Below are 21,293 nucleotides of genomic sequence, written 5' to 3'. Positions count from 1 at the left end.
TAACGGCCACCCGACCGGGGGATCCTCCCCCGTCCGTACGCCGATCCGGGAAGTCGTATCCCTGCGGCAGGATGTCCGCCATGACGCAACACCCGACCGTCCCGCGCCTGGTCTACGGCCACGCCCAGCTGCACGACTGCCTCGCCTTCGCCAACGCGGACACCGCCACCGCGGAGGCCGCGGAGATCACCGCGCTGGCCGCCGCCCGCACCTGGGGCGAAGCCCGCCAGGTCCAGATGACCCACCTGTCGAATCCCGCCGGCCCGGAATGCTACGAGCCGGAGGACTACCCCGACGACCGGCCCTTCACCCTCGACGAGGTGGCTGCGATCACGGAGGGCAACTGGCCGCCGATGGTCACGGAGCGGGCCCTCACGCTGCTCCCCGAGGATCTCTGCAACCGGTTCGGCAAGGAGGTCTCCACCGTTCACAACGGCGACTACCTCGAGATCCCACTCGATCAGGAGAGTGAGCTGGTAGCGGCGCTGCGCGAACGCGGGTACGAGGTCAGCCGCGACGACCGGCTCATCAACGTGCTCGACGGCCAACGCCTCGACTGACTGGCCGCCAGGATCGCGTTGTGCTGCCGGTGAAGCCATGGGTCGCGGCAAACGGGCCGAGTTTCGGATTCCGAGTCAGTGAGGGCGGGGCCAGCATGTGCATGACCCCCAACCTGCCGGCGGCTCCCTGATGCTTGACGACATGCGCGTGCTACGTGACGCGGTCTCGGAGTACCGTGCGGCGGCGACGGCTGCGGGCCTCGACTGGCCCGAGCACGCAGAAGCTCCCGTCGGGCAGCCACCCGACATGGTCGACCGGCTCTTCGACGTGGACCACGTCGCCGAGCAGCTGACCTGGTTTCAGTCGCAGAAATGGCCGCCGCGACGGCTGCTGCCCAACGGCGGATGGATCATGCCGTGGCCGACCAACTGGGGCGAGGAACTCGACACCTTGGCGATATCGATCGGCACCCCCTTCCCGTGGCGGCATCAAGTGCGGCTGTTCAACTTCGAGCACCTGATCTACACGTTCGTGCTCGCCGGCGACCACGAGGGGGAAATCTGGCGCTACGAGTTGACCCCCGATGCCTGGGGTTCGGCTCGTGCCGCCACCAGTCTCGCCGCGCTCTTTACCGGATGGACGAAAGGGATCACCGCCGGCGCGGTCGTCTACGACGACCTCAACGGTTGGCTTCAGTTCAGGGAAGGCGTGCAGGACGACGTCGCCATGCTCCAGGAACGGGTTCCCGACGTCGATTTCCTGACCTTTCCGGTATATGTGGCGGATGAGTCGCTGCTACGGGCGCGACAGCGGGAATGCGGGGTCGACATGGACTGTGTCGAGCGGGGCTTCGACTGCTATGAGGAGCTGTTCGACACCGTCCGGGCCACCCGGAGGTCACTCAGCATCTGACCCGGCGTCGACCATCTCGGGGACTATGCCGGGACTCGCACCCCGGACCATCTCATCTCGTCGTTCCGAGCGCACTGGCTGGCCAGTGCGCTCGGAACGACCATGCAGCGTCCCGGTATCGCTTGTCCGTCGGCCTTCACTTCGGCCATCTGGGCCGAATGAATCTGCTCTCTCAATGTCGGCGAGGTTGCTGGCAGGCGAAGGTCTGTCGGGGCCACGACGGTAGCCATCATCCTGTCAATCACAGATGTGATCGAACTGGAGGGCTCGGCCAGTTCCTGCCGGCAGCTTTCCGAGTCGGGTCGGCTGCTTTCCTGCTCGGGTCGGCAGCGGTTGGTGCCCGATCACGTGCAGCCGGTCCTATGACGCTACGAGCAAGAACAGTCCGGTCTCCCCTTCCGGCCCTGAAGGGCGGTCAGTGGACGGCGAAAGACAGGAAGGGGCTGGGTGCGCCACTCCACGAGACGTGGAGTGCCTCCCGGGCTCTGGTGCTGGCGACGAACAGCAGGCAGCGTTCCCGCAGCAGATCGTTGTCGTGCTGCACCTGGTCTACCTCCGGTGGCGTGACCTCCTTGGCGAAGGGAACCGCCCTCGATGTCACACCGACGATTGCGACACAGCGGAACTCCAGGCCCTTCATCGCGTGCATGGTGGCCAGTCGTACGCCGTCGACCTCCGCGCCCGGCTGGTCGCGGACCCGGACTGACGGAATCCCTGCCGAGGACAGCTCGTCCTGCACGCCGCTCAGGGTGGTGTTGAACCGGGCGCAGATGGCGATTTCACTCGGCCCGACACCTTGGCCCAACCACTCCCTCACCCGTTCGACCAGGGCGCCGATCTCCGCCTGCGCCGACGGGTACCCCTGGGCTGCGGGCCGCCTGCCGTGCAACAGGGACCGGTATCCGGTAAGGCTGTCCTCGCCCTCGCCGCCCAGATCCCCGACCGACGAGCCGACGAGCACCCTGGTGGACCAGGTGAGGATCTCCTCCGTACTGCGGTAGTTGATCCGCAGTCGGCTGCTGCGGCCGGCGACGGAAATGCCCAGGGCGGCCAACGAGACCCGGGAATCGTAGATCCTCTGGTGCGGGTCGCCGGTGATGAACAGGTCGTCGGCACCGGGCGGCACAGCGGCACGCAACACCCGCCACTGCGCCGGGTGCAGGTCCTGCGCCTCGTCGACCACGACATGCCGGTAGCCGTACTCGGTCAGGTCGGCCTCGCCGAGCAGATCCGCTGCCCGCGCGCAGATCTGCAGGTGCGTGGCGGAACCGGCTGGCCGCCCGGTACGCCTCCCGGTCCCGGATGTCCTGGGCGAGTATGACGTGCCGGAACTCCTGGGCCAGAAACTGCTCGGTGAAGGGCAGCGTCAGCTTGCGGCACACCCGCCGCCAGATCTGCCGCTCGTCGAGGTCACCGATCGGGGTGGGCACCCGGCCGGCGAGGGCGCGTACCGTCCGGTTGGCCACCGCGTTGACCGTGGTGACCTCCACCCGCGCCAGTTGCCGCTCGTCGCCGAGCAGCAGCGCGAGGCTCTCCCGCAGGCTGGCGGCCAGGGCGTTGGTGTAGGTGGTGAGCAGCACCCGCCCTTCGGGCGTACGGGCAAGCAGGTGCTTGACCCGGTGCAGGGCCGCGACCGTCTTCCCGGTGCCGGGCCCGCCGGTCACCTGCGCCGGTCCGTTGTACGAGACCCGGTAGGCGACCCGCCGCTGCGACGGATGCAGGAACACCCGCCAGGCGGCGAACGGCTTGTCGAGGATCTCGGCGAGTTCGTCCGGGCTGGTGACCAGGGTGATCCGGCTGGCGGTGTTCGCGATCGCGATCTCCAGGCTGTCGCTGGTCTCCGCCGCGACGTTCGCCGGCCGTCGCTCGACCACCACGTCCCGGTAGACCTCCTCCGGGGTGAAGCCCTCGGCAAGGTACTGCAACACCTCGAACTGGTCTTCGGGCAGCAGCGTCCCGAATGCCTCCAGCTGCGGCTTGTCGACGATGGTGCGGACCGCCCGCAGCACCTGATCGTCGATGCCGAGATCACGCAGCACGGTGTCGGAGTGTTTGGCGAACAACAGGCTCGGCGCCTGCGCGGCCGCCTGTTCCAACGCCGGGGTGAGCTGCTCGATGGCGACGACGTTGCGGACCTCAAGCGCCCGCGTCGCACTGTTGACCGTGTAGAGCCGCTTGGCGGCCCAGGTGTACGCGTCGTCATGCGGAACGACGTTGATCAGCAGAAAGGTGTCACTGCCGTCGTCAGGTGCGAGCACCACCCCGCGCCAGAAGTCCGTGATCCGGATCGTCCGCATCCGTGGATCCCGGGCGTTGTTCACCGACTCCAGGTGCAGCCCCTTGTCGGCATGCAACTCGGCGACGGTGAGCTGGTGGAACTTCTCCATCGCCTTGCGTACGCCGGCCTTGACCGGCTTCTCCAGCACGTCATAGCTCTGCCAGAACGTGTTGGCGAAGGCTAGCTGCGGCACTACAAGCCTCCCGGTTACTGAAGCGACGGCACCTGGATCTGACGGTCTGCACTGATGGCGGTCGCCTGGTCGTAGAACCAGTGAAGATGGTCGAGCAACGCATCCCTGGCGTCGGCGTCCACGAGAACCGCTAGGGAGAAGCCAGGGCGGAGGGCAATCTTGGCGGCAGCGATATCCACATCGGGTAGCTGGTTCAGCCGCTGGCGCAGCTCTTCACGCAGGGTGATGTCGTCGAACGGCGGACGCGCACTCAGGTGCTGGAAGACCACCTCGAACTTGCCGCTCGGGTAGATCGCCGCTGGCCAGATATTGCCCAATTCGTGATCTTTGCTGCGGGCCATCAGGAAACAGGAGGTTTCCCCGGCGCTGCCATACAGCAGGGTGCCGCCCATCGTGGTCCAGGCGTCGAGCACCACGTGCACAGCGGTCGCGATCGTGGGGCCCTGCAGTGCGGTGAGCTGTTCGATGAACCGTGCGGCGTGGTCGACGTCTCCGGCCGGCCGCTGTCGCGGCAGGCGCTCGGGCAGGTCCTCTGGCGTCACACCGGCAAGCTGTGCCAGTTCCTCGGTGCCGATGCGCTGGGCCTGGTCGGCCCGGCCGTGTTCGTCGAACTTCACGCCCTCCGCGGTGAGCAGCTCACGCGGATCGTCGGTACGGCTCGGATCAAGCCATCGGAAGTTGGCCGCGACGAGGCCATCGGCTTGCAACACCCGATGAGCGTTCGGGGCCGGGTGTTTGGCCAACCGGGTGCCCACCGGCAGCGGCGCCGTGCCGATGAGTGCAGCGATGTCGCCGTACGTGGTCCAGGAACCGGCGGGCAGTTCGGCAAGCACCTTGTTCATCAGGCCCCACAGGGCATCGGACTGCTCGGGGGCCTGCTCGGTGGGGCTGGGCCAGAGGGTGACGATGCGCTCGGCGAGGGCATCGGCTCGGGCGTGGATCTCGGTACGTCCCCAACGCTCCTGTCGGGCGATCTCCTGGTTCAGTCTGAGGCCGCTGCGCTTCAGGTCCATCTGCTTGACCGTGAAGGACTTGTTGCCGAGCTCGGAGTTGTAACCGGTGAGGGTCAGATTTCCGATCGTGTGCACCAGGGCTTCGTACGCCTCCACGAAGTTCTCGTCCGGACCGAGGTCGGCGGCCAGCATCTGCCGCCAGTCGGGGGTCAGGGTTTGCGGGAGGACATGCTCGATGGTCAGCGACTCCGGCTTCACCGGCTCCTTGCTGCCAAACGACTCCTCCAGCCACTGAAGGACCAACTTGCGTTGATGTGCCCGGCCGTTCAGGTAGAACGGAATCGATCGCACGGCAGCGCGCACACTGGCGTCGCTGGCATAGTGCTTGCGACCGGTCGACAGGTAGGCCCGGACCGCCTCGTCCACCGGCAGCTCGGGGCTCATCTCGGTGACGATGCTGAGCAGAATCCGGTTGATGTTCGCGGTGGCGCGGCCGATCAGCAGGCGCCGGACAAAGAAGCTCTCGACGTACCGCATGGCCGAGGCGACCTGCTCCGAGGTCGCCGTACCCCGCTCACGGCGGTCGAGCAGGTGAAGCAGCAGTGGATAGACGGTGGTCGTGCCCCAGGCGCGCAACCGCTCCAGTCGCTGCCGTACGCCCGGGTCGCTCTCCTCCGCAGGGTGGAGAATGACCCGCAGCAGCGCGCCGAGCTGGCTGAACCGTCGGACCTCTGCCTCGATCTCCTCTTCGGAGCGCAGCCTGTTCAGTCGGGCCTGTTGAGCGGCGTAGACGTCGGTCTGCTTGACCCGCGGGTCCCGGTGTACCAGATCGAGCCAGAACAGCAGCACCAGGTCGTCGAAAACCAGGTGCTGCTGCAACGGGAACCACAGGGTTCGGTAGACGGTCTCGCCTCGGGTGGGCAGGCGCATGAACAGGTAGTTGCGCAGCAGGTCGGCCTGAGACAAGCGCAACCCGGTGTTGTTCAGCGACTCAAAGATCCGGTAGACGTTGTCACCGGCCTGTGCGGTGACCGACACCAACGCCAATCCGGAAAGGACGGCGTTCTCGATTCGCTCGATGTCGAGCGGATCGTCGGGGTCGTCGGCGGCGGCCAGCTGTGCGCCGAAGAACCGGTACGCCTCGCCGATCGGGTCGGCACCGCCGGCCAGCGGGGTCGAGTCGACGCAGGCCAGATAGGCGGCCCGGTTGGCCTGGGTGGGAACAAGCTTCAGTCGCTGCGACTCCGCCCTGAACGGGTTGACCAGGTACTGCATGTGGATCCGGTCGTGGTGCTCGGGGCCGTCGTATTTGGCGCGGTGGTCGCGGATTGCGCAGAGCAGGATCGTCAGGGTGGTGAGGCGTTGCTGCCCGTCCACCACCAGGTACTCGGCGACCCCGGCCGGTCCGATGTTCGGGCTGGGCGCCAGCACGAGTGAGCCGATGAAGTGCGTCGCGGTCGGATCCTCGATCTGGTCGTCGGCCAGCTTGCGGATGTCCTCCCACAGCCGCGTGAGCTGAACCTTCGACCACGAGTAGGTGCGCTGGTACAGCGGCACCTGATACTGCTTCGCGCCTTCCAGCAGCTCCCGCAGAATCGTTTCGTGCGCCGCAACCATGCAACCGGCTCCTCGCTGTGATCTGGTCTTGAGTCCGGCAAGACAACCAGAGCGACTGCGTGCACGGCAACTCACCAAAGGGGTCGGGAGCCCGCTTACAGGCTGAGCGGCATGTCGGATGCCCGACACGGCGACTCGACGCCTCGCCGGGTCGGCGCGGGCTCACCGTGCCTGGGGTTCGCCGCGATCGGCGAGTTCGCCGAACCAGGTGAGGGCGTGCTGTCCGGAGGAGATCCCGTAGTCCAGGGTTGCGCGCTGGTACACCGCCACATCGCGGAACTCCGCCGGCACCTCGATCGTGTCGATGCGCTTCTTGAGCGCGGTGAGCTGGGCGAGGTGAGCTGCGGCCCGCTCCTGGATGCGCCGCAGCACCGGTACGCGATCCGCCGGGTCGAGCAGGCCCAGGAAGTACAGCCGGGACAGCGCCGCCGTCTCCAGATCCGCCCCGCTGAGTTCGCCCGTCATCCATCGGTGGAACTCCTGCCGGCCCGCCTCGGTCACCCGGTAGACCTTCTTGCCGCGCCCGCCCGGTTCGGTGCTCGCGACCTCGATCAGCCCTTTGCCGAGCAACCCGTCGAGGGCGCGTTTGATGCTGCCCGAGCTGGCGCTGTAGAAGAGCGCGACGCCCGCTTCGAAGCTCTTGATCAGGTCGTACAGGCTCTGCGGGGCGAGCAACAGCAGGCCCAGGATCACGTGTGCCACATCGCGATCCTACCCTGTTGACTCTCTTAGACATGTCTAGTAGACATGTTGTCATGTTGAGCAGCCTCCAGCAGCAGTCCGGCAATCGGGTGACCAGCGAGGTCGACGCCGGCCTGACCCGGCTCGTCCAGAAGTTGAGCGCCAAGCGCGGCCTGCACCACGTCAGCCTCGCCGTGTCCGGCGCCGACGGGCAGCGCCACTGGGCCGGCGCATCGGGTCCGGCGGACACCACCGAGCCGCAGGTACGCCCCGAGGCACCGTTCTTCATCGCCTCGATCACCAAGCGGTTCATCGTCACGCTCGTCCTACAGGCCCATGAGCGCGGCGAACTCGACCTGGACGCCCCGATCTCCACCTACCTGCCCGCGTCCGTCACCACCGGACTACACGTGCGGCGCGGCGTGGACCGGACGGCACAGACCACCGTACGCCACCTGGCCACCCACACCTCCGGGCTGCCGGACTTCCTCGAACGACGCCGCGGCGAGCCCAGCCTCTACCGGCAGCTACGCGCCGGACAGGACATCTCCTGGACCTTCGACGACGTCCTCGACATCACCCGCAACCAGCAGCGCCCCCACTTCGACCCGCAGGACCTCAACGCCCCCAGGCAGCGGGCACGCTACTCCGACACGGGCTACCAGTTGCTGCTCCGGATCCTGGAGGCGGTCACCGGCCGCACTTTCCCCGACCTGCTCGCCGACCGCATCACCGGCCCGCTCGGCCTCACCGGCACCTGGCATCCCGCCGCCGCGCCCGCCGACCCTGATCTCCCAGCACCCCTGCCTCTGCACATCGGGCGACGACGTGTGGACCTTCCCAAGGTCATCGCCTCGGCCGACGACCTGTTCAGCACCACCACGGATCTCCTCGCCTTCGAGCGGGCACTCGTGGCCGGTGAGCCCTTCGCCGACCCGAACACCCGGCACCTGCTGACCGAACGTCGCAACCGGCTGAGCAACGCCCCGGTGCTGCGCTACGGGCTGGGCACCATGTTCTTCACCGTCAACCGGCTGATGTCGCCACTACCCAAGCCGGTGACGCTGGTCGGGCACTCGGGGTCGACCGGCACCTGGCTGTTCACCTGCCCGGAACTCGACCTGCACCTGGCCGGCACCGTCGACCAGACCGAGGCCCAGAGCCTCCCATTCCGCATCATGGCCGCCTGCCTGCGAATCTGGGCCAACTGAACGTGGCCGGTCACAGTGCGGCGACCCGGGCCAGGACCGGCCGGAAGGCACCGGGCTGGTCGTCCGGCCCGATCTCGACACCTTCCAGCCACACCCACTCGCCGTCGTACCACTGACTGACATCGAGGCGTACCCGGAGGATCCGCAGCCGCAGCGCGCCGGTGGCGTACCGATGGTCGGTTTCGGCTAGCTGGACCACGTCCCCGGCCGCCACCGGAACGCGGGGCACGACCGGCACCCGGGTCGGTGTCCCCTTGAGGCGACCGCGCGGCCACGGCGGCGGCGGTGCGGCGACGGCCTGCGCTGCCTGCCGGGCGCGCAGGATCAGCCGGTTACGGATCTGCGCGGGCGACAGGTCGAAGACGTTCACCGCAGTCGCCGCCGCAGGATGCGAGCGATGGTCGCCTCGGCCCAGGCCGCCCGGGGGCAGGAGCCGTCCGGGTGACAGCCCGGGCATTTGCGGGTACGCCAATCTTCGCCGGGCCGCCGCCAATGCTGGTTGAACAGCCGGTTGGCCTGCGCGAGCTGCCCCGAGGCGAACTCGTCCTCGCCCGACTCCACCCGATCAGGCTCGGCCGACCCGACGCCCGGCGGCCCCGGGCAGATCGGCGTCGGGAACCTCCCCCGGTTCCGCCGTCCGGCCCGACCCTCGTCGTCGCGCCCCGCCCGCCGGTTGCGCGACCCCGCCGGGCGTTCCTCGGGTCGCTCGTAGACCTCCGCGCCGTCGCAGCGCGAGGTCAGCCGCAACTCCGGTACGAGCTGCTCCACCGGCAGCCGCCGAAACCGCCCTGGCACATCCCCGTCCGGTACGGGCTGCCCGGTCAGGTCCAACGCCACCGGCCCCGCCCGCAAGAACCACTTCCACCGCCGACCCATGTCCCGCCCCTCTCCGTCTCCACCACGCCGATCCGAAGTCTAGTCCACCTGTAAAGCCTGTAAAGATAGGAAGGGGATCCTTTACATGATCCTTCAGGTCAGTGCTTCCCTGATCTCATGCCGTACGCCCAGCCGCTCTGGCGACAGATCAGAGATGACCTGCGCGCCAAGATCCGGGTCGGCATCTACCCGCCGGGCAGCAAGCTCCCCTCCACCCGCCTGCTCGCCGAGGAGTACGACACCAGCCACATGACGGTACGGCGCGCGTTGGACTCCATGATCGAGCTTGGCGAACTGGTCGGCCGCATGGGCATCGGAGTCTTCGTCGCCGAAACCTCCGAGCAGGATTCCTGACCACCGATGAATGCGTACCTGGTGATCCTTGGTGACCGGGACGCCATCTCGTGGGTACTGCATGAGCAGCGGATGGCGTTTCCGGCGACACCGCGCGCGGAGGTCGCGGCCCTCGCCGCCGACGACCGGCTGTTCCTCTACGCCACCCGGGGTGCCTGGCGTAACCCCACCCGCGACCGTGGCCGGATCATCGGTACGGCGGTGGCCCGCACCTCGGTCCAGAAGCTGGACACCCCGGTCGAGATCGCCGGCCGAACCTTCGTCTCCGGTTGTGACCTGCGGATCGAGGCTCTGGCACCGTATCCGGGTGGGCTGGAGTTGCAGCCGCTGGTGGCGCAGTTGGCAGCCTTCCCCAAGCCGCAGACGTGGAGCATCTACCTGCGCCGCGCGCTGCTGACGCTGCCGACTCAGGACGCGCAACTCCTCGACACGCTCCTGACCCCGATAGCCAAGCCGAGGACCGAAGCACTGAGCACCTACCACCGACCGGCGGCTGCGTAGCAGCAGACCGGAGTGTGCAGCGGGGCGGCAGATCGTCATAGCGCTGCCCTTCCAAGCTGGGCGGCAAGGATGAGATTGAAACGCGGCGACCGTCCGGGGGGAATCGGTCCGGCCGCCGCGCTGTGACCATCCTGGAACCCTCCGCAGCGGAAACGCAACGTTCTAAAGCCGAATTTCGCGTGTATGCATTGACTTTCTTTCCTGTAACGGTTAGGTGTTTCAATGACAGGTCACGCAGTGTTGCGCGTTGGAACCAGGGAGTGTGCCAATGGCCGAGGACATCGGATCGACAGTGCCGCGCCGCCAGCTCGGCCGACTGTTACGCCAGTTCCGCAACGAGGCCGGGGTGACGCTCGACGCCGCCGCCGAAGCCCTCGAATACAGCCGACAGAAGATCTGGCGTATCGAAAGCGGCATGGGCTCCATCCGGGTGCTCGACGTCAAGGCCATGTGCGAGCTGTACGGGGTGTCGCCCGAGATGACCGAGGCCATGCGCGGCCTGGCCGTCGAAACCAAGTCGAAAGGCTGGTGGCACGCCTACGGCGACGCCGTACCAAGCTGGTTCGAGCTGTACGTCGGCCTAGAATCCGCCGCCGCCCACCTGCGCCGCTACGACGAGTCAGTGATCCCCGGCTTGTTCCAGACTCGTGAGTACGCACAGGCGATCTACCGCCTCGACCGTCCTCAGGCCAGCGAAGAGGACCGTGAGCGCGCAGTTCAGGTCCGGCTGCAACGGCAATCCCTGCTGGTCCGGCGCCTTCCGGCCGCACCGAAGGTGGCGCAAGTACTGTCCGAAGCGGTCCTCCGCCGCGCCGTGGGTGACCTTCGAGTCATGATCGCTCAACTTGATCACCTCCTCCGGCTGTCAGACCTGCCGAATGTCTCCCTCCGGGTGCTTCCGCTGGCAGCAGGTCCTCATCCTGGTGCAGTCGCCGGTTCCTTCGTCATCCTCGACTTCCCGCCTACCAAAGGCGGCCGGGCCGCTCCCGAACCCTCCGTGGTCTACAGCGAGTCCCTCACCGGCGCGCTCTACCTGGACAAGCCGGACGAGCTACAGGCATACGAGGCCGTGTGGAAGGGCTTGGATACCCGAGCGCTCAATGAGGCAGAATCAGGCGAGCTAATCAAGCAGATCATCGGGGAGATGCGTCATGACTGACCTAACCGACGCCATCTGGCGCAAGAGCACCCGCAGCGGCGGCAACGGCGGCGACTGCATCGAGGTCGCCGCCAACCTCCCCGGCCTCGTCGCCGTACGCGACTCCAAAGACCCGACCGGTCCTGCTCTGACCTTCTCCCCCGCCGCCTGGGCTGCCTTCGTCACCATGGCCCGGTCGGCCGACTGAATACGGCGAGCACCAGCGTCCCTGCTTCGCACACGTTCAGCCGATCCGGCCGAATCAGTCCTCAAATCCGTTGATCGACAGCCCTTGGCAGTTCCGACGACGATGCTCGCCCTGGTGACGCATCCAGAAGACGACATCGAAAATTCGGATGTCCGATACGTGGGCTGGCACATTTGCCTTGACCCGCAGGTTGCGCAACCTGCGGGCTAGGCGGCAGTTGTCGGCTCGAAGCTGTTCGTGCAGCCAGAGCCAGAAACCATGGCGACCATGCAACGCGCAGGCCAACACGCTGTCGTAGACCGGGATGAGTCTCGGACGCTTCCTGGCGAGCACCTTGCCTGCGATCGTCTTGCTCACGCCCGGCTGAGCCGTCAGCCGGTGCCAGGCGCGATCCGCCGGACCACCATTCTGGATGTACTTCCGCGCTCCCTCATCGGCCAAGTCAACCGAGATCGGGATTTCACGTAGCTCGTCGCTGATGCGCTGGCCTAGGTCGCCTTGCAGGAGGTTGAGGGCGACCGCAGGCGGAACCCGCACCTCCAACAACTGGACAGCGATCAGATCCTCGGCGGTCACAACATCCCGGTGCAGGGCAATCGGTCCACCGCCCAACGCCTCGAACTGACTACCCGTGAAGGGCTTAGGGTGATTCACAAAATAGCGTTTGAGGTCCTCCACCGACTGTTTGTCATCGAGCACAGTCACAATCTTTTGCAGTGGCAGCCAGTCGTCAGACATTCACGCCTCCCCCAACGCGACTCGGCGGCGAATCTCCTTGAGCGTGACCACATCGCCCTTCACCGCATCCTGTGCTTGCCAGAAGTCGAGCCCATCGGTCGCAATACGAGCTTCGGTGATGTCCCGGCCGTGAAGGGCGATCTTCACTGCACGCCCTGCCCCCGAGGGTGAGTCGTAATTTTCCCCCTGGTAGCGCACTCGGCCATCCGCCAACAGCTCAGCGGTGTGCTGCTGTCCGAGGTAGCGAGCGATGAGCGTGGTTCCCGGCCGCAGCCGGCCAGCGGCAATCAGGTCAGCCAACTTCAGCTTGCGCTCATCCGGCGACACGCGCCCGGACGCCCGTCTTAAGCGCTTCGTCTCTGGTAACTGAATCGATGAAGCCGCTTGGGCATGCGAAGGGGCGGCGTGCTCAACCGAGGGCTTGTACGCCTGCTTCGGGGGCACATGCCGCTGAGGTGGCACGGCTGACATCGGGAAGTCGAAGGTAGCGCGGGCACGGATGAGGCTCTGCCGGATCTCCTCGCGGGTCAGCCTGGGCATTCGACTGTCGAGCAGGTCGACCAGTTCCGACGCAGGGTCCGACCCTGCGAACAGGTCCGTTAGTTCGGTATGCACCTGCCGGTCGACAAAGAGACCCTTCCACAACTCCTCGATCCGGTTGTCACCCATGTTCTGCTTGCTGAGCAGGCTCAACAGATCGACGGCTGCGTCAACGTCGTCTTCGATCCGGACCGCGCGGAAGAGCTTGTGCTCGATCGGCACCGGCGCATGGGCGTTGTAGACCCGCCACTGAGGTGATCTCAGCAGCGCAAAAGTGTTGATTAGTACGACACGGGCGAAGGTGTCGAGTCGGGCGGTGATGGAAACAGGCGTGGAGCCATCGATAGACACGTCCTTGCGACAGAAACACGTCTTCGAGAGGGCTCCACGTGATTGCCTATCGTGCCATGGTCGACGTCCCGAGGGAACTCGTGCAGCATCTCGGCCGGCTGCTTGCCGCCGAGCGTCGAGCCAAGGGGACCCGGCGCGGCACTCGCGCGTTGACCTGCTTCTACCAGGCGTTGTTGGTGCTGATCTGGTTCCGCAAGGGCGAGGACCTGGCCCTGCTCGGCGCGGGGTTCGGGATCTCCCGGGCGACCGCGTACCGCTACCGCGACGAGGGCATCGCGGTACTCGCCGCGCAAGCAAGCGACTTACACACCGCGCTGCGCCGTGCCGCCGACGACGGCTGGTCGCACGTGATCCTCGACGGCAAGCTGTTCGACTGCGACCGCCTCACCGAGACCACCCTGTCGGTCAAGGGCGAGACCATCGACGCCTGGTACTCCGGAAAGCACCGCGACTTCGGCGCGAACATCCAAGCGATCATGCGCCCAGACGGGCTGCCGATCTGGACCTCGCAGGCTATGCCCGCGCATCTGCACGACACCAGCTGCGCCCGCGAACTCGGTGTCACCGCCGCATTGAACTGGTCCGCCGCCGAACTCGACCTGCCCACCCTGGCCGACTCCGGCTACGAAAGCGCAGGCCACGGCATCAAGACACCGATCAAACAGCCCGCCGACGGCAGCCGACTCGCACCCGACAACCGCGCCTACAACCGGCTGCTACGCGGCCTGCGCTGGCAAGGCGAACGCGGCTTCGCCATCCTGACCGGACGCTGGAAAACGCTCCGCCACACCACCGCCAGCCCACGCCGGATCGGCGAGATCGTCGCCGCCGCGCTACACCTGACTCACTTCGAATACCGCTACCTACCCGAATCTTGCTGAGATCACCTCACTCCGCGCCGTCAGTCAGGGCGACCCATTCCACACCGGCCATCGTTGCATAGCCAATGGTCTGGTTGGCCCAGCGCGGATCGTCAAGGTTCTCGCCAAGCCCCTTCGCCTCGATGAACAAGCGCGGAGTCCGCAGAAGCAGCAGTGCGTAGTCCACCGGGTTGTCCACGCCCCGCCGTCGATACTCTCGCCTTACCTGATCGAGGTCGTAAAGATCCCAGCCAAGTGCACCAATAATCGGCTCTATGAGAGCGACTCTGGTATCCATCTCGCCGATCACCCGCTGCGGCTGCCGACGGAACCGCTCCACCCGCTCGACGCACTGCTTAATCGCGCCGTCCAACTCATTCATACCTACTGCCCCTCACGCTAGCCTGCGCCGTCCGGCCAATGGTTAGTTTCCTCGGCCCGAATGACGGGGACCATGGCCGGGAGGCAGGGTCAGAGTGGAGGTGTAATTCTCTCCCTCAACGAGCGGATTGGTCGGGCTGACACCCCCAGCAGCCATCCGATCATACTCGTCGAGGATCAACTCCTTGGTCCGGTAGGTGCCATACTTTGCCTCGTCTTTGCGCTTGACGATCGGGAACGTCTCCATGATATAGCCCACGTCATCACGGGAGACTCCGTAGAGGTGAAAGAAGAGAGCATCAATCTCGGCTCGAATTATTACACGGCGTTCCTCGTCCCACCGAAATGGGGCGCCAATGTCGCCGAGATCTCGGGCGAAGGAAGCCATGTCGTGTGCGGTGTAGGTCAGCTCTACAGTTCGAGGGATTAGCATCGGAGCGTGCGAGGCGAGCGAATCGGGATGCGGAACGGGAAGTTGCTTCCACACGAAGCTGCTCATGCTAGTGCCGCCGATCTTCTGGCGGCTCACATAGTCGAACACGAATGAACTTTGGCATGCATACAAGCAGGCAGAAAATTTGGCATGAAGGCAGGAAAACATGAGTGGGAACTTATGGCCAACAGCAACACGAGGAAACATCGAGACTACGGCTGTGCGCTCATTCGCGGAGTTGGTAATCTCCCGCCATCCGAGAAGCCAATCTCGCTTCCATTGCCTTGAAGCAAGCCTCTCGTCCACCTCGCGCTCAGAAACCCAGTACCGAGGCATCGTCACAAAGTTGGGGTCGTCTTGCTGCTCGGCGGCCAGTCTCGGCAAGCTTCCCATGTTGGCCTGGGCCTCCGTCTGACCTTCGTAGGTTCCCAGCCGGTGGTCGAAATAGTGAAGCATCTTTGCCTCGACCAACGGCAACATGCGGGCATCTCCGCGCTTGAAGGTGTTGCCTTGGATGGTCCAGCCATCACGTTCTAAATCTTCCCGAGACGAGAAAAGGTTGGAACTATTGGACATATGAAACATAGTTATGAACGACAGCCCCCACGGATTACCCCTTGGATCGCCCTCCTTGAAGAGCACTGGAACCCGGCTATAGATCCCGAGGGTGATCTCCGCGTCTCGGCGGGACCGAAATAGCGGGCACGTTCCAGTGTTCGGATTCACTTTCAACAGGTCGGCTACGCTGAGGCGAATCCTGGACGCGTCCAAGTCTTCCATGTGCCTGACATAGAAGCAGAAGTCTGCCTCAGGCACCCTTGCACCGCGCCCCAATATTGTTATTAGGCTAAAATCGGTATCGTGATGCACCTTTCTACTCAGAAGGTAAGCCTCGTTCTCAAAGTTCAAAAAACAAACGAGGGACTCAGCGCTAACAACATCCGAGAAGTACATCGCTGTTGTTGCAGACGTCCCGATTTGTGTGGGCAAAACGAATCCATTGCGACCGTTTGGGGAAACGATATTGCGGCCTGTTTCTGAAAACACCGCGAAGGTGTTGATGTCGCCACGGCCGGTCAGCGGGTAGCGTTGCGAGGCGCGTAGGAACTGGCTCTCTCCCTCAGCGCGTCGCTTCGCCGAGGTGAATTCCAAATGAAGATCAGGTCGGCTGGTAACGAGTGCGGCGATCAGCCTTTTACGAGCAGCAGCGTTCACTGCCTTGGCGATCGCCTCGTCTCGCTGGGCGAAGAACTCCTGCTCTTGGAGTTTGATGCGTTCCCAGGGCGGGTTGCCCAGGACGCCGTCGAAACCGCCGGCCCAGCCCGTCGCCGGGTCGACGCCCACGTCGCGCTCCGGTACCTCGAAAACCTCGGGAAACTCCAGGTGCCAGTGGAAGAAGCGGTACTGCGCACGCAGCCGGGTGATCTCGTCGTGGGTCGCCTGTGGGGCCGCCGAGGCGTCCGGGGCCTCCAGGGCGCGGAAGACGTTGTGGGTGACGGCGGGCGGGGCGTCCGCCGTTTTCCGCCACATGAACGCGGCACACCAGGCATCGGCAGCACGTAGCGCTCGGGCGTACTCGTCGGAGGTCTTCCAGGTCCGGTAGGCGGACGCCTGCCTGCGGACGTCGCCGAGGTTGTCGGTAGGTGCCGTGATGATGCGACGCAGATCCTGGGCGAAGACGATGTTGGCGACCTTCGCGCCTCTGTCCACATCGAAGAGGGTGCCCTGACCGGCCCGTTCCTTGGCGTTCTGCTTTTCCAGGGACTTGGCGTGCTTCTTGTCGTCGCCCTCGATGGGTTTGAACGCCTCGTCGGGGATGCCCTTCTTGAGCAGGGCGGGGGTGGCGCCGATCAGGGCGTTGCCGCACTTGATGTGGGCGTCGAGGAAGCTGAGTGGCTTGCCGGGTTCCAGGGCTTCCATCCAGAGGGAGACCTTGGCGAGTTCGACGGCCATCGGGTTGAGGTCCACGCCGTAGATGCAGCGGGCGACGACCTCGTGCAGGGCGGTGCGTACGGCGTCGGTGGTGGGTTCGGGGTTGCGTTCGCGGACGGCGGCTACCCGCTTGGCGATGCGACGGGCGGCGGCGACCAGGAAGTGGCCGGAGCCGCAGGCCGGGTCGCAGACGGTCAGCGACAGCAGTTCGTCGACGATGTGGTCGCTCGGGTCGGGTTGTCCGGCGGCGGTGGCGGCCTGCTCGGCGCGCTTCACCGCGTCGTCGATGACCGGGTCGAGGGCCGAGTCGAGCAGGCAGTCGATCAGGGAGGACGGGGTGTAGTAGGAGCCGGTGGTTTTGCGGGTGTTGCCCGCCAGTTCGACCAGCTCGAAGGTGCGGTCGACGGCGCTGTGTTTCGGCACCAGTTCCAGCAGGGATTCGTAGATCGAGCCGAGTTCTTCGGCGTCCAGGTTGCGGTAGTCGACCGAACGCCAGCGGCGGGTGCTGGTGTCGCGTACCAACGACAGGTGGCGAACGGCGGTCAGCAGGTGGTCGTTCGACAGCGACAGGTCGCGCAGCGGGTCGTCGGCGTCGGCGTGGTCGAAGAGGCCACCGAGGCCGGGCAGGCCCAGCTCGGGGCGGCCGTTCTCGTCGCCGAGCGCGTCGAGGACGAGGCGTAGGGCTTGGTAGAGGTCACTGTGGGTGGTACCTCGGCGACGGCGGGCCTGGGCGCGCAGCCGGGCCGACGAGAAGTATTTCGCGTAGCGTTCGCGGGCCTGGTCGTCGGCGTCGGGGTGGTGCAGGGCGTCGCGGTCCTCGGCGACGAAGAGGAACAACAGCCGGTACACCAGCCGCAGCAGCGCGTTGTGCAGGGCCTGCGGGTCGACGTTCTCCCGCAGCGTGGCGTTGGCCGGGTGGCGGAGGAAACCGGTGCCGAGGGCGGTGATCGCCTCCTGCACCCCCTTGCGGAGTTGGTCGAGGGCGCGGGTGCCGGCGGCGATCGCCTCGGTGCGCCACTTCTCCAGCCAGCAGGTCGACGGTGCGGCGTCAGCGGCGGTCTCGAAGCGGGAGACGTGCAGGAGGCGGTAGAGCAGGACGAACTCGCTGAACAGTTCGCCGTCGAAGATGGCTTCCAGGTCGAATTCGACGTAGGCGGCGGTGGCCAGGGCGCTGGAGTCGCGCAGCAGGCGCAACTGTCGGCCGTTGGTGAGGACCCCCCACAGGTGGGCCTCGGAGCGGTTCAGCAGCTCCTGCACCAGCGACTGCGGCGGCACCCCGCCGCTGCCGGCGGGACGCTTGTCTAGGGCGGCGTTCCAGGGCACCAGGTGGATCGGGACGTGCTGCCAGCGGTGGCTGATCGGGAAGGTCTTGTTGCCGTCGTCGGAGCTGATGCCGGTGTCGCCGAGCGCGGTCAGCGGGCCGAAGCCGAGTCCTTCGCCGAAGAGGGGTAGCAGCCACTCGGCGACGGCCAGGCCGGTCGGGTCGGCCGGGGTTTCGGCGGCCGGGGCGACCGGCAGCCGGTTACGCAGTTCCTTCCACACCGACTTGAGGTAGTCCCAGTGGCGTTCGGCGTCGTCGCGTACGGAGCGGGAGCCGATCACCTTGTAGTCGGCGGGTTTGGCGCCGCTGACGTCGCGGCCCTCGGAGATGCGGACCAGCATGTCGGCGGGGATCAGCCCGCCGATGGTGTGGACGGCGGAGAAGACCTGGTTGCGGGCGGTGGCGGACATCAGGCGTTGCCTCCGGCGGCGGGGGTGGACGCGGGCAGGTAGACGTAGGCGCCGAGGACGTCGGGGCGGTCCTGCGCGGTGACGGTGAGGCCGCGGACGATCTCACCGGCGACGCTGCGCACCCGGCGGTGCGAGGCGAGCAGTCTGGCGGCCAACTCCTCGCCGTACGCGGTCAGGTGGTCGGTGACCTCGGGCAGGCCGTCGAGGATGCGGCCCATGGTGCGTTCGGCGAAGTCCCGGTCGGTGTTCTCGTCGGCGCCTGCGTCGAGCAGCCGCATGGCCTCGGCATCCGGCAGCCAGGTGGCGTTGGCGGGTGCCCCGGAGAAGGCCAGCAGCCGGGCGTCCTCGGCGACGATCTGCCGGGTGCCGGCCCGCGAGGGCAGGGTCAGGTGGAAGCGGTAGCGGACCAGCAGCAGGGTGGTGCGTACGGTGACCGCCCGAGTGCGGATGACCCCGCAGCGGCGGGCCGGGCGGGCGCCGGTGGTCTGGTCGTCGAGGGCGGCGTTGAGCACGTACCCGGCCAGGGCCACCACCGCCGGGTCGGTGCGGACCAGGGCGGCCTGGCCGCGTGCCACGGCGGCGGTCGTACGGAACAGCACCGGTTTGCCCGTCTCGACGGCGTCGCCGCCGAGCACCGGGGCGAGGGTGTCGCGTAGGCCGGCGGGGGTGCCGCTGACATCGGCGGTGAAGTCACCGGAGCCGTCCGGCGCGTCCCGCAGCACCCCGTCGAGAGCCCGCAGCGACAGGCGTACGAAGTCGCGGATCTCGGCGGCCCGGCCCAGGGTGTCGCGGATCTCGGCGACCTCGCGGGCCACCTCGTCGGGGCGGATGGTCTGCTGGGCGAAGCGGGACCGGGACGTCTTCTCCTTCTCGGCGGCGGACTGCCATTCGCTTTCCAGGGCGGCGGCCCGCTTGTCGATGGCGCGGTACTCCTCGGCGTCGAAGAGGCTGCCCTGCTCGCCGTCGCGGCCCCGCAGCAGCAGCCATTCCACGATCGCGTCGGTGACCCCCTGGGAGGCGGCGTCCGGAACGGAGACGGAGATACCGAGGTCCTTACGGATCTGCCGGTGCTTGCGGATCAGCACATCGAGGACCTTGCCGTCGATGCCGTTGTCGCTGCCCCACAGGGTGATCACGCGAACCTTGTCGCGTTGCTGGCCGTACCGGTCGACCCGGCCCTCTCGCTGGTCGTGCCGGGTGGGGTTCCAGGCCAGGTCGTAGTGGACGACCGCGTCGAAGTGGTGTTGCAGGTTCACACCCTCGGAGAGGCAGTCCGTGGCGACCAGGACCCGCCGGGCGGCCGGGTCGTCACCGGCTTCCCGGGCCAGGTCCTCGATGCGTTCGATGCGCTGCTGCGGCGACAGGGTGCCGGTGACCGCTCGTACGACGGTCTTCTTGCCCAGGGCGTCGGCCAGGTGGTCGGCGACGTACTCGGCGGTGGGGATGTAGCGGCAGAAGACGATCGGGTGGTAGCCCTCCTTGAGCAGGGCCTTGAGGTGTCTGGTCAGGGCGGCGAGTTTGGTGTCCCCGGCCGGTCCCTCCAGTTCGGCGGCCCGGTCGGCCAACTCGGCCAGGCGGCGACCGGCGTCGACCTCCACGGCGCCGGCCTCCGCGCCGGGTGCCACGTCCAGCCCTTCCAGCGCGTCCGCGTCGACCGAGTCGCTGGTCAGCGGGGCACCGAGCCGGTCGGCCTCCTCCGGGGTGTCGGCGGTCGCGGTCGCCGAACGGGTTCGCAGGGTCTGCGCGGCGGCGCGGGGTGAGGAGACCAGGGAACGCAGCAGGGCGATCGCCGACCACCAGGCGATCCGGGCCTCCCGTCGGCCCCGGCTGTCCGCGGCGGTCACTCGCTCACTGGCGTACGCGATGGCGTCGTCCAGCAGCGCCCGGTAGCCCGCCGACAGCCGGTAGGTCTCGTCCTTGAACTCCCGGTCGGTGGGGAAGCTGGTCTTCTCGGCCAGGCTGTCGTCGGCCAAGCCGTCGCCGCGGGTCAGGTACTGCCGCACGTCGGCGCGCTTGCGGTGGACGAAATGCTGGGCGAGCAGGCGGCGGCCCGCCTCCGAACCCAGGTCGACCGTGGCCAGTTCGGGCCGGACCAGGCCGAGCAGGTTACGGAAGGCGCTCTCCTTGCCGCTGTGCGGGGTCGCGGTCACCAGCAGCAGATGCCGCTCGGGGTCGGCGGCGACCCGGTGCAGCAGTTCGTAGCGGAGCTGGTTCTGGGTGTTGCTGGCCTCGTCGGCGGCCACACAGGTGTGCGCCTCGTCCACGATGACCAGGTCCGGGCAGTGTCGGACGAAGTCGTCCCGGTGCCGGGTGGACTTGATGAAGTCGGTGGAGACGATCACATGCGGGTGCCGGTCGAACAGCGACTCCCCCAGGTCCAGGCCGCGTTCCAGCCGGGACACCGTGGAGGCCAGCACCAGCTCGGCGTCCAGGCCGAACTTGGTGCGCAGTTCCTCCTGCCACTGCTCGGCCAGGGCCGGTGAGCAGAGCACCGCGAGCCGGGTGGCGCTGCCCTGCGCCAGCAGCTCAGTGGCGATCAGGCCCGCCTCGACGGTCTTCCCGATCCCCACATCGTCAGAGATCAACATGCGGACGGTCTTCTGCCGCAACGCCATCAGCAGCGGCACCAGCTGGTAGGCGCGGGGCTCGACCGCGATGCCGGCCAACGACCGGAACGGCCCGGCACCGGAGCGGAACCCGATCCGCAGCGCGGACCGCAGCAGGCCCGCCGCCTGGGCATCCCCCAGGTCGGTCGGGGAGGGTGCGGCGAACTGGGCGTGGGAGACCGGCTCGATGTCCGGAAAGACGGCCGCGACATCGTCGTCGGCCCCGCCGAGCGGACGCAGGACCAGCATGTCGGGGGCGCTCTCGGGCAGCACCACCCACTCACGGCCGCGCGCGGAA

Annotated in this window: 18 protein-coding genes and 1 pseudogene; 8 read left to right on the top strand and 11 right to left on the bottom strand. The window is 66.9% G+C overall.

Features of this window, described 5'->3' with window-relative positions:
* Positions 1 to 80 precede the first annotated feature (80 nt).
* Together JMF97_RS07955 and JMF97_RS07950 are read left to right on the top strand one after the other, a co-directional pair.
* The gene (locus JMF97_RS07955) at positions 81 to 560 is read left to right on the top strand and encodes a hypothetical protein (protein WP_203220964.1); all 480 of its coding nucleotides are present in this window, start codon (positions 81 to 83) and stop codon (positions 558 to 560) included.
* Positions 561 to 702: 142 nt separating this feature from the next.
* Complete coding sequence (locus JMF97_RS07950; protein WP_238359024.1) at positions 703 to 1,413, top strand: hypothetical protein; 711 nt, start codon at positions 703 to 705, stop codon at positions 1,411 to 1,413.
* Between the two features lie 415 nt (positions 1,414 to 1,828).
* Here the strand turns inward: JMF97_RS07950 and JMF97_RS31750 are convergent, their stop codons facing one another.
* The 4 genes and pseudogenes from JMF97_RS31750 to JMF97_RS07935 form a co-directional block, all read right to left on the bottom strand.
* Positions 1,829 to 2,152 (bottom strand): 3'-5' exonuclease, encoded by a 324-nt coding sequence (locus JMF97_RS31750; protein WP_307816819.1) that lies wholly within the window; start codon positions 2,150 to 2,152, stop codon positions 1,829 to 1,831.
* A 697-nt stretch (positions 2,153 to 2,849) separates the two neighbouring features.
* Positions 2,850 to 3,710, bottom strand: a pseudogene (locus JMF97_RS32200) (UvrD-helicase domain-containing protein); the annotation flags it as partial.
* Positions 3,711 to 3,898: 188 nt separating this feature from the next.
* Entirely contained in the window at positions 3,899 to 6,454 is a 2,556-nt protein-coding gene (locus JMF97_RS07940; RefSeq protein ID WP_203220961.1) for a GmrSD restriction endonuclease domain-containing protein, read from the bottom strand.
* Positions 6,455 to 6,616: 162 nt separating this feature from the next.
* On the bottom strand, positions 6,617 to 7,156 hold the full coding sequence (locus JMF97_RS07935) for a PadR family transcriptional regulator (RefSeq protein WP_203220960.1): 540 nt from the start codon (positions 7,154 to 7,156) through the stop codon (positions 6,617 to 6,619).
* 53 nt (positions 7,157 to 7,209) lie between these two features.
* On the opposite strand from JMF97_RS07935, the gene JMF97_RS07930 reads away from it, so the two are divergent.
* A complete protein-coding gene (locus tag JMF97_RS07930) occupies positions 7,210 to 8,346 on the top strand; it encodes a serine hydrolase domain-containing protein (protein WP_203220959.1) in 1,137 nt (378 codons plus the stop codon).
* Positions 8,347 to 8,356: 10 nt separating this feature from the next.
* On the opposite strand, the gene JMF97_RS07925 is transcribed toward JMF97_RS07930, so the two are convergent.
* Positions 8,357 to 8,716: a hypothetical protein gene (locus JMF97_RS07925; RefSeq protein ID WP_203220958.1), complete on the bottom strand. Its 360-nt coding sequence runs from the start codon at positions 8,714 to 8,716 to the stop codon at positions 8,357 to 8,359.
* Positions 8,713 to 9,222: a hypothetical protein gene (locus JMF97_RS07920; protein WP_203220957.1), complete on the bottom strand. Its 510-nt coding sequence runs from the start codon at positions 9,220 to 9,222 to the stop codon at positions 8,713 to 8,715. The genes JMF97_RS07925 and JMF97_RS07920 overlap by 4 nt, the downstream gene beginning before the upstream one ends.
* Positions 9,223 to 9,339: 117 nt before the next feature.
* On the opposite strand from JMF97_RS07920, the gene JMF97_RS07915 reads away from it, so the two are divergent.
* The 4 genes from JMF97_RS07915 (at position 9,340) to JMF97_RS07900 (ending at position 11,423) form a co-directional block, all read left to right on the top strand.
* Complete coding sequence (locus JMF97_RS07915) at positions 9,340 to 9,576, top strand: GntR family transcriptional regulator (protein WP_203220956.1); 237 nt, start codon at positions 9,340 to 9,342, stop codon at positions 9,574 to 9,576.
* 6 nt (positions 9,577 to 9,582) lie between these two features.
* A complete protein-coding gene (locus JMF97_RS07910; protein ID WP_203220955.1) occupies positions 9,583 to 10,077 on the top strand; it encodes a hypothetical protein in 495 nt (164 codons plus the stop codon).
* 268 nt (positions 10,078 to 10,345) lie between these two features.
* Positions 10,346 to 11,236, top strand: coding sequence for a helix-turn-helix domain-containing protein (locus tag JMF97_RS07905; protein ID WP_203220954.1), 891 nt, complete (start codon positions 10,346 to 10,348; stop codon positions 11,234 to 11,236).
* A complete protein-coding gene (locus tag JMF97_RS07900) occupies positions 11,229 to 11,423 on the top strand; it encodes a DUF397 domain-containing protein (RefSeq protein ID WP_203220953.1) in 195 nt (64 codons plus the stop codon). The genes JMF97_RS07905 and JMF97_RS07900 overlap by 8 nt, the downstream gene beginning before the upstream one ends.
* A 54-nt stretch (positions 11,424 to 11,477) precedes the next feature.
* On the opposite strand, the gene JMF97_RS07895 is transcribed toward JMF97_RS07900, so the two are convergent.
* Both JMF97_RS07895 and JMF97_RS31950 read right to left on the bottom strand, forming a co-directional pair.
* Positions 11,478 to 12,161, bottom strand: coding sequence for a DUF6308 family protein (locus tag JMF97_RS07895; protein WP_203220952.1), 684 nt, complete (start codon positions 12,159 to 12,161; stop codon positions 11,478 to 11,480).
* Positions 12,162 to 13,052: a restriction system modified-DNA reader domain-containing protein gene (locus JMF97_RS31950; RefSeq protein WP_203220951.1), complete on the bottom strand. Its 891-nt coding sequence runs from the start codon at positions 13,050 to 13,052 to the stop codon at positions 12,162 to 12,164.
* Positions 13,053 to 13,108: 56 nt separating this feature from the next.
* Between JMF97_RS31950 and JMF97_RS07885 the strand changes: the two genes are divergently transcribed.
* Positions 13,109 to 13,933, top strand: coding sequence for a transposase family protein (locus tag JMF97_RS07885; RefSeq protein WP_203220950.1), 825 nt, complete (start codon positions 13,109 to 13,111; stop codon positions 13,931 to 13,933).
* Between the two features lie 7 nt (positions 13,934 to 13,940).
* On the opposite strand, the gene JMF97_RS07880 is transcribed toward JMF97_RS07885, so the two are convergent.
* Genes JMF97_RS07880 through JMF97_RS07870 form a run of 3 tightly spaced genes read right to left on the bottom strand, consistent with a single transcriptional unit; the run spans position 13,941 to position 21,271 of the window.
* Positions 13,941 to 14,294, bottom strand: a complete 354-nt coding sequence (locus JMF97_RS07880) for a hypothetical protein (RefSeq protein WP_203220949.1) — start codon at positions 14,292 to 14,294, stop codon at positions 13,941 to 13,943.
* A gap of 42 nt (positions 14,295 to 14,336) precedes the next feature.
* Positions 14,337 to 18,389, bottom strand: a complete 4,053-nt coding sequence (locus JMF97_RS07875; protein WP_203220948.1) for an Eco57I restriction-modification methylase domain-containing protein — start codon at positions 18,387 to 18,389, stop codon at positions 14,337 to 14,339.
* On the bottom strand, positions 18,389 to 21,271 hold the full coding sequence (locus JMF97_RS07870; RefSeq protein WP_307816817.1) for a DUF8741 domain-containing protein: 2,883 nt from the start codon (positions 21,269 to 21,271) through the stop codon (positions 18,389 to 18,391). The genes JMF97_RS07875 and JMF97_RS07870 overlap by 1 nt, the downstream gene beginning before the upstream one ends.
* Positions 21,272 to 21,293: the final 22 nt, after the last annotated feature.

Source organism: Micromonospora fiedleri (assembly GCF_016774385.1).
In the GTDB taxonomy this organism is placed as follows: domain Bacteria; phylum Actinomycetota; class Actinomycetes; order Mycobacteriales; family Micromonosporaceae; genus Micromonospora; species Micromonospora gifhornensis.
The sequence above is the reverse complement of the archived record's forward strand: the minus strand, read 5'-3'. Positions and strand labels throughout refer to the sequence as shown.

Excerpts from the sequence above, each read along its gene's own strand:
- JMF97_RS07955 (WP_203220964.1), top strand. The coding sequence starts at position 81 with ATGACGCAACACCCGACCGTCCCGCGCCTGGTCTACGGCCACGCCCAG.
- JMF97_RS07950 (WP_238359024.1), top strand. The coding sequence starts at position 703 with ATGCGCGTGCTACGTGACGCGGTCTCGGAGTACCGTGCGGCGGCGACG.
- JMF97_RS07940 (WP_203220961.1), bottom strand. The coding sequence starts at position 6,454 with ATGGTTGCGGCGCACGAAACGATTCTGCGGGAGCTGCTGGAAGGCGCG.
- JMF97_RS07930 (WP_203220959.1), top strand. The coding sequence starts at position 7,210 with ATGTTGAGCAGCCTCCAGCAGCAGTCCGGCAATCGGGTGACCAGCGAG.
- JMF97_RS07920 (WP_203220957.1), bottom strand. The coding sequence starts at position 9,222 with ATGGGTCGGCGGTGGAAGTGGTTCTTGCGGGCGGGGCCGGTGGCGTTG.
- JMF97_RS07915 (WP_203220956.1), top strand. The coding sequence starts at position 9,340 with ATGCCGTACGCCCAGCCGCTCTGGCGACAGATCAGAGATGACCTGCGC.
- JMF97_RS07910 (WP_203220955.1), top strand. The coding sequence starts at position 9,583 with ATGAATGCGTACCTGGTGATCCTTGGTGACCGGGACGCCATCTCGTGG.
- JMF97_RS07905 (WP_203220954.1), top strand. The coding sequence starts at position 10,346 with ATGGCCGAGGACATCGGATCGACAGTGCCGCGCCGCCAGCTCGGCCGA.
- JMF97_RS07900 (WP_203220953.1), top strand. The coding sequence starts at position 11,229 with ATGACTGACCTAACCGACGCCATCTGGCGCAAGAGCACCCGCAGCGGC.
- JMF97_RS07895 (WP_203220952.1), bottom strand. The coding sequence starts at position 12,161 with ATGTCTGACGACTGGCTGCCACTGCAAAAGATTGTGACTGTGCTCGAT.
- JMF97_RS07885 (WP_203220950.1), top strand. The coding sequence starts at position 13,109 with ATGGTCGACGTCCCGAGGGAACTCGTGCAGCATCTCGGCCGGCTGCTT.
- JMF97_RS07880 (WP_203220949.1), bottom strand. The coding sequence starts at position 14,294 with ATGAATGAGTTGGACGGCGCGATTAAGCAGTGCGTCGAGCGGGTGGAG.
- JMF97_RS07875 (WP_203220948.1), bottom strand. The coding sequence starts at position 18,389 with ATGTCCGCCACCGCCCGCAACCAGGTCTTCTCCGCCGTCCACACCATC.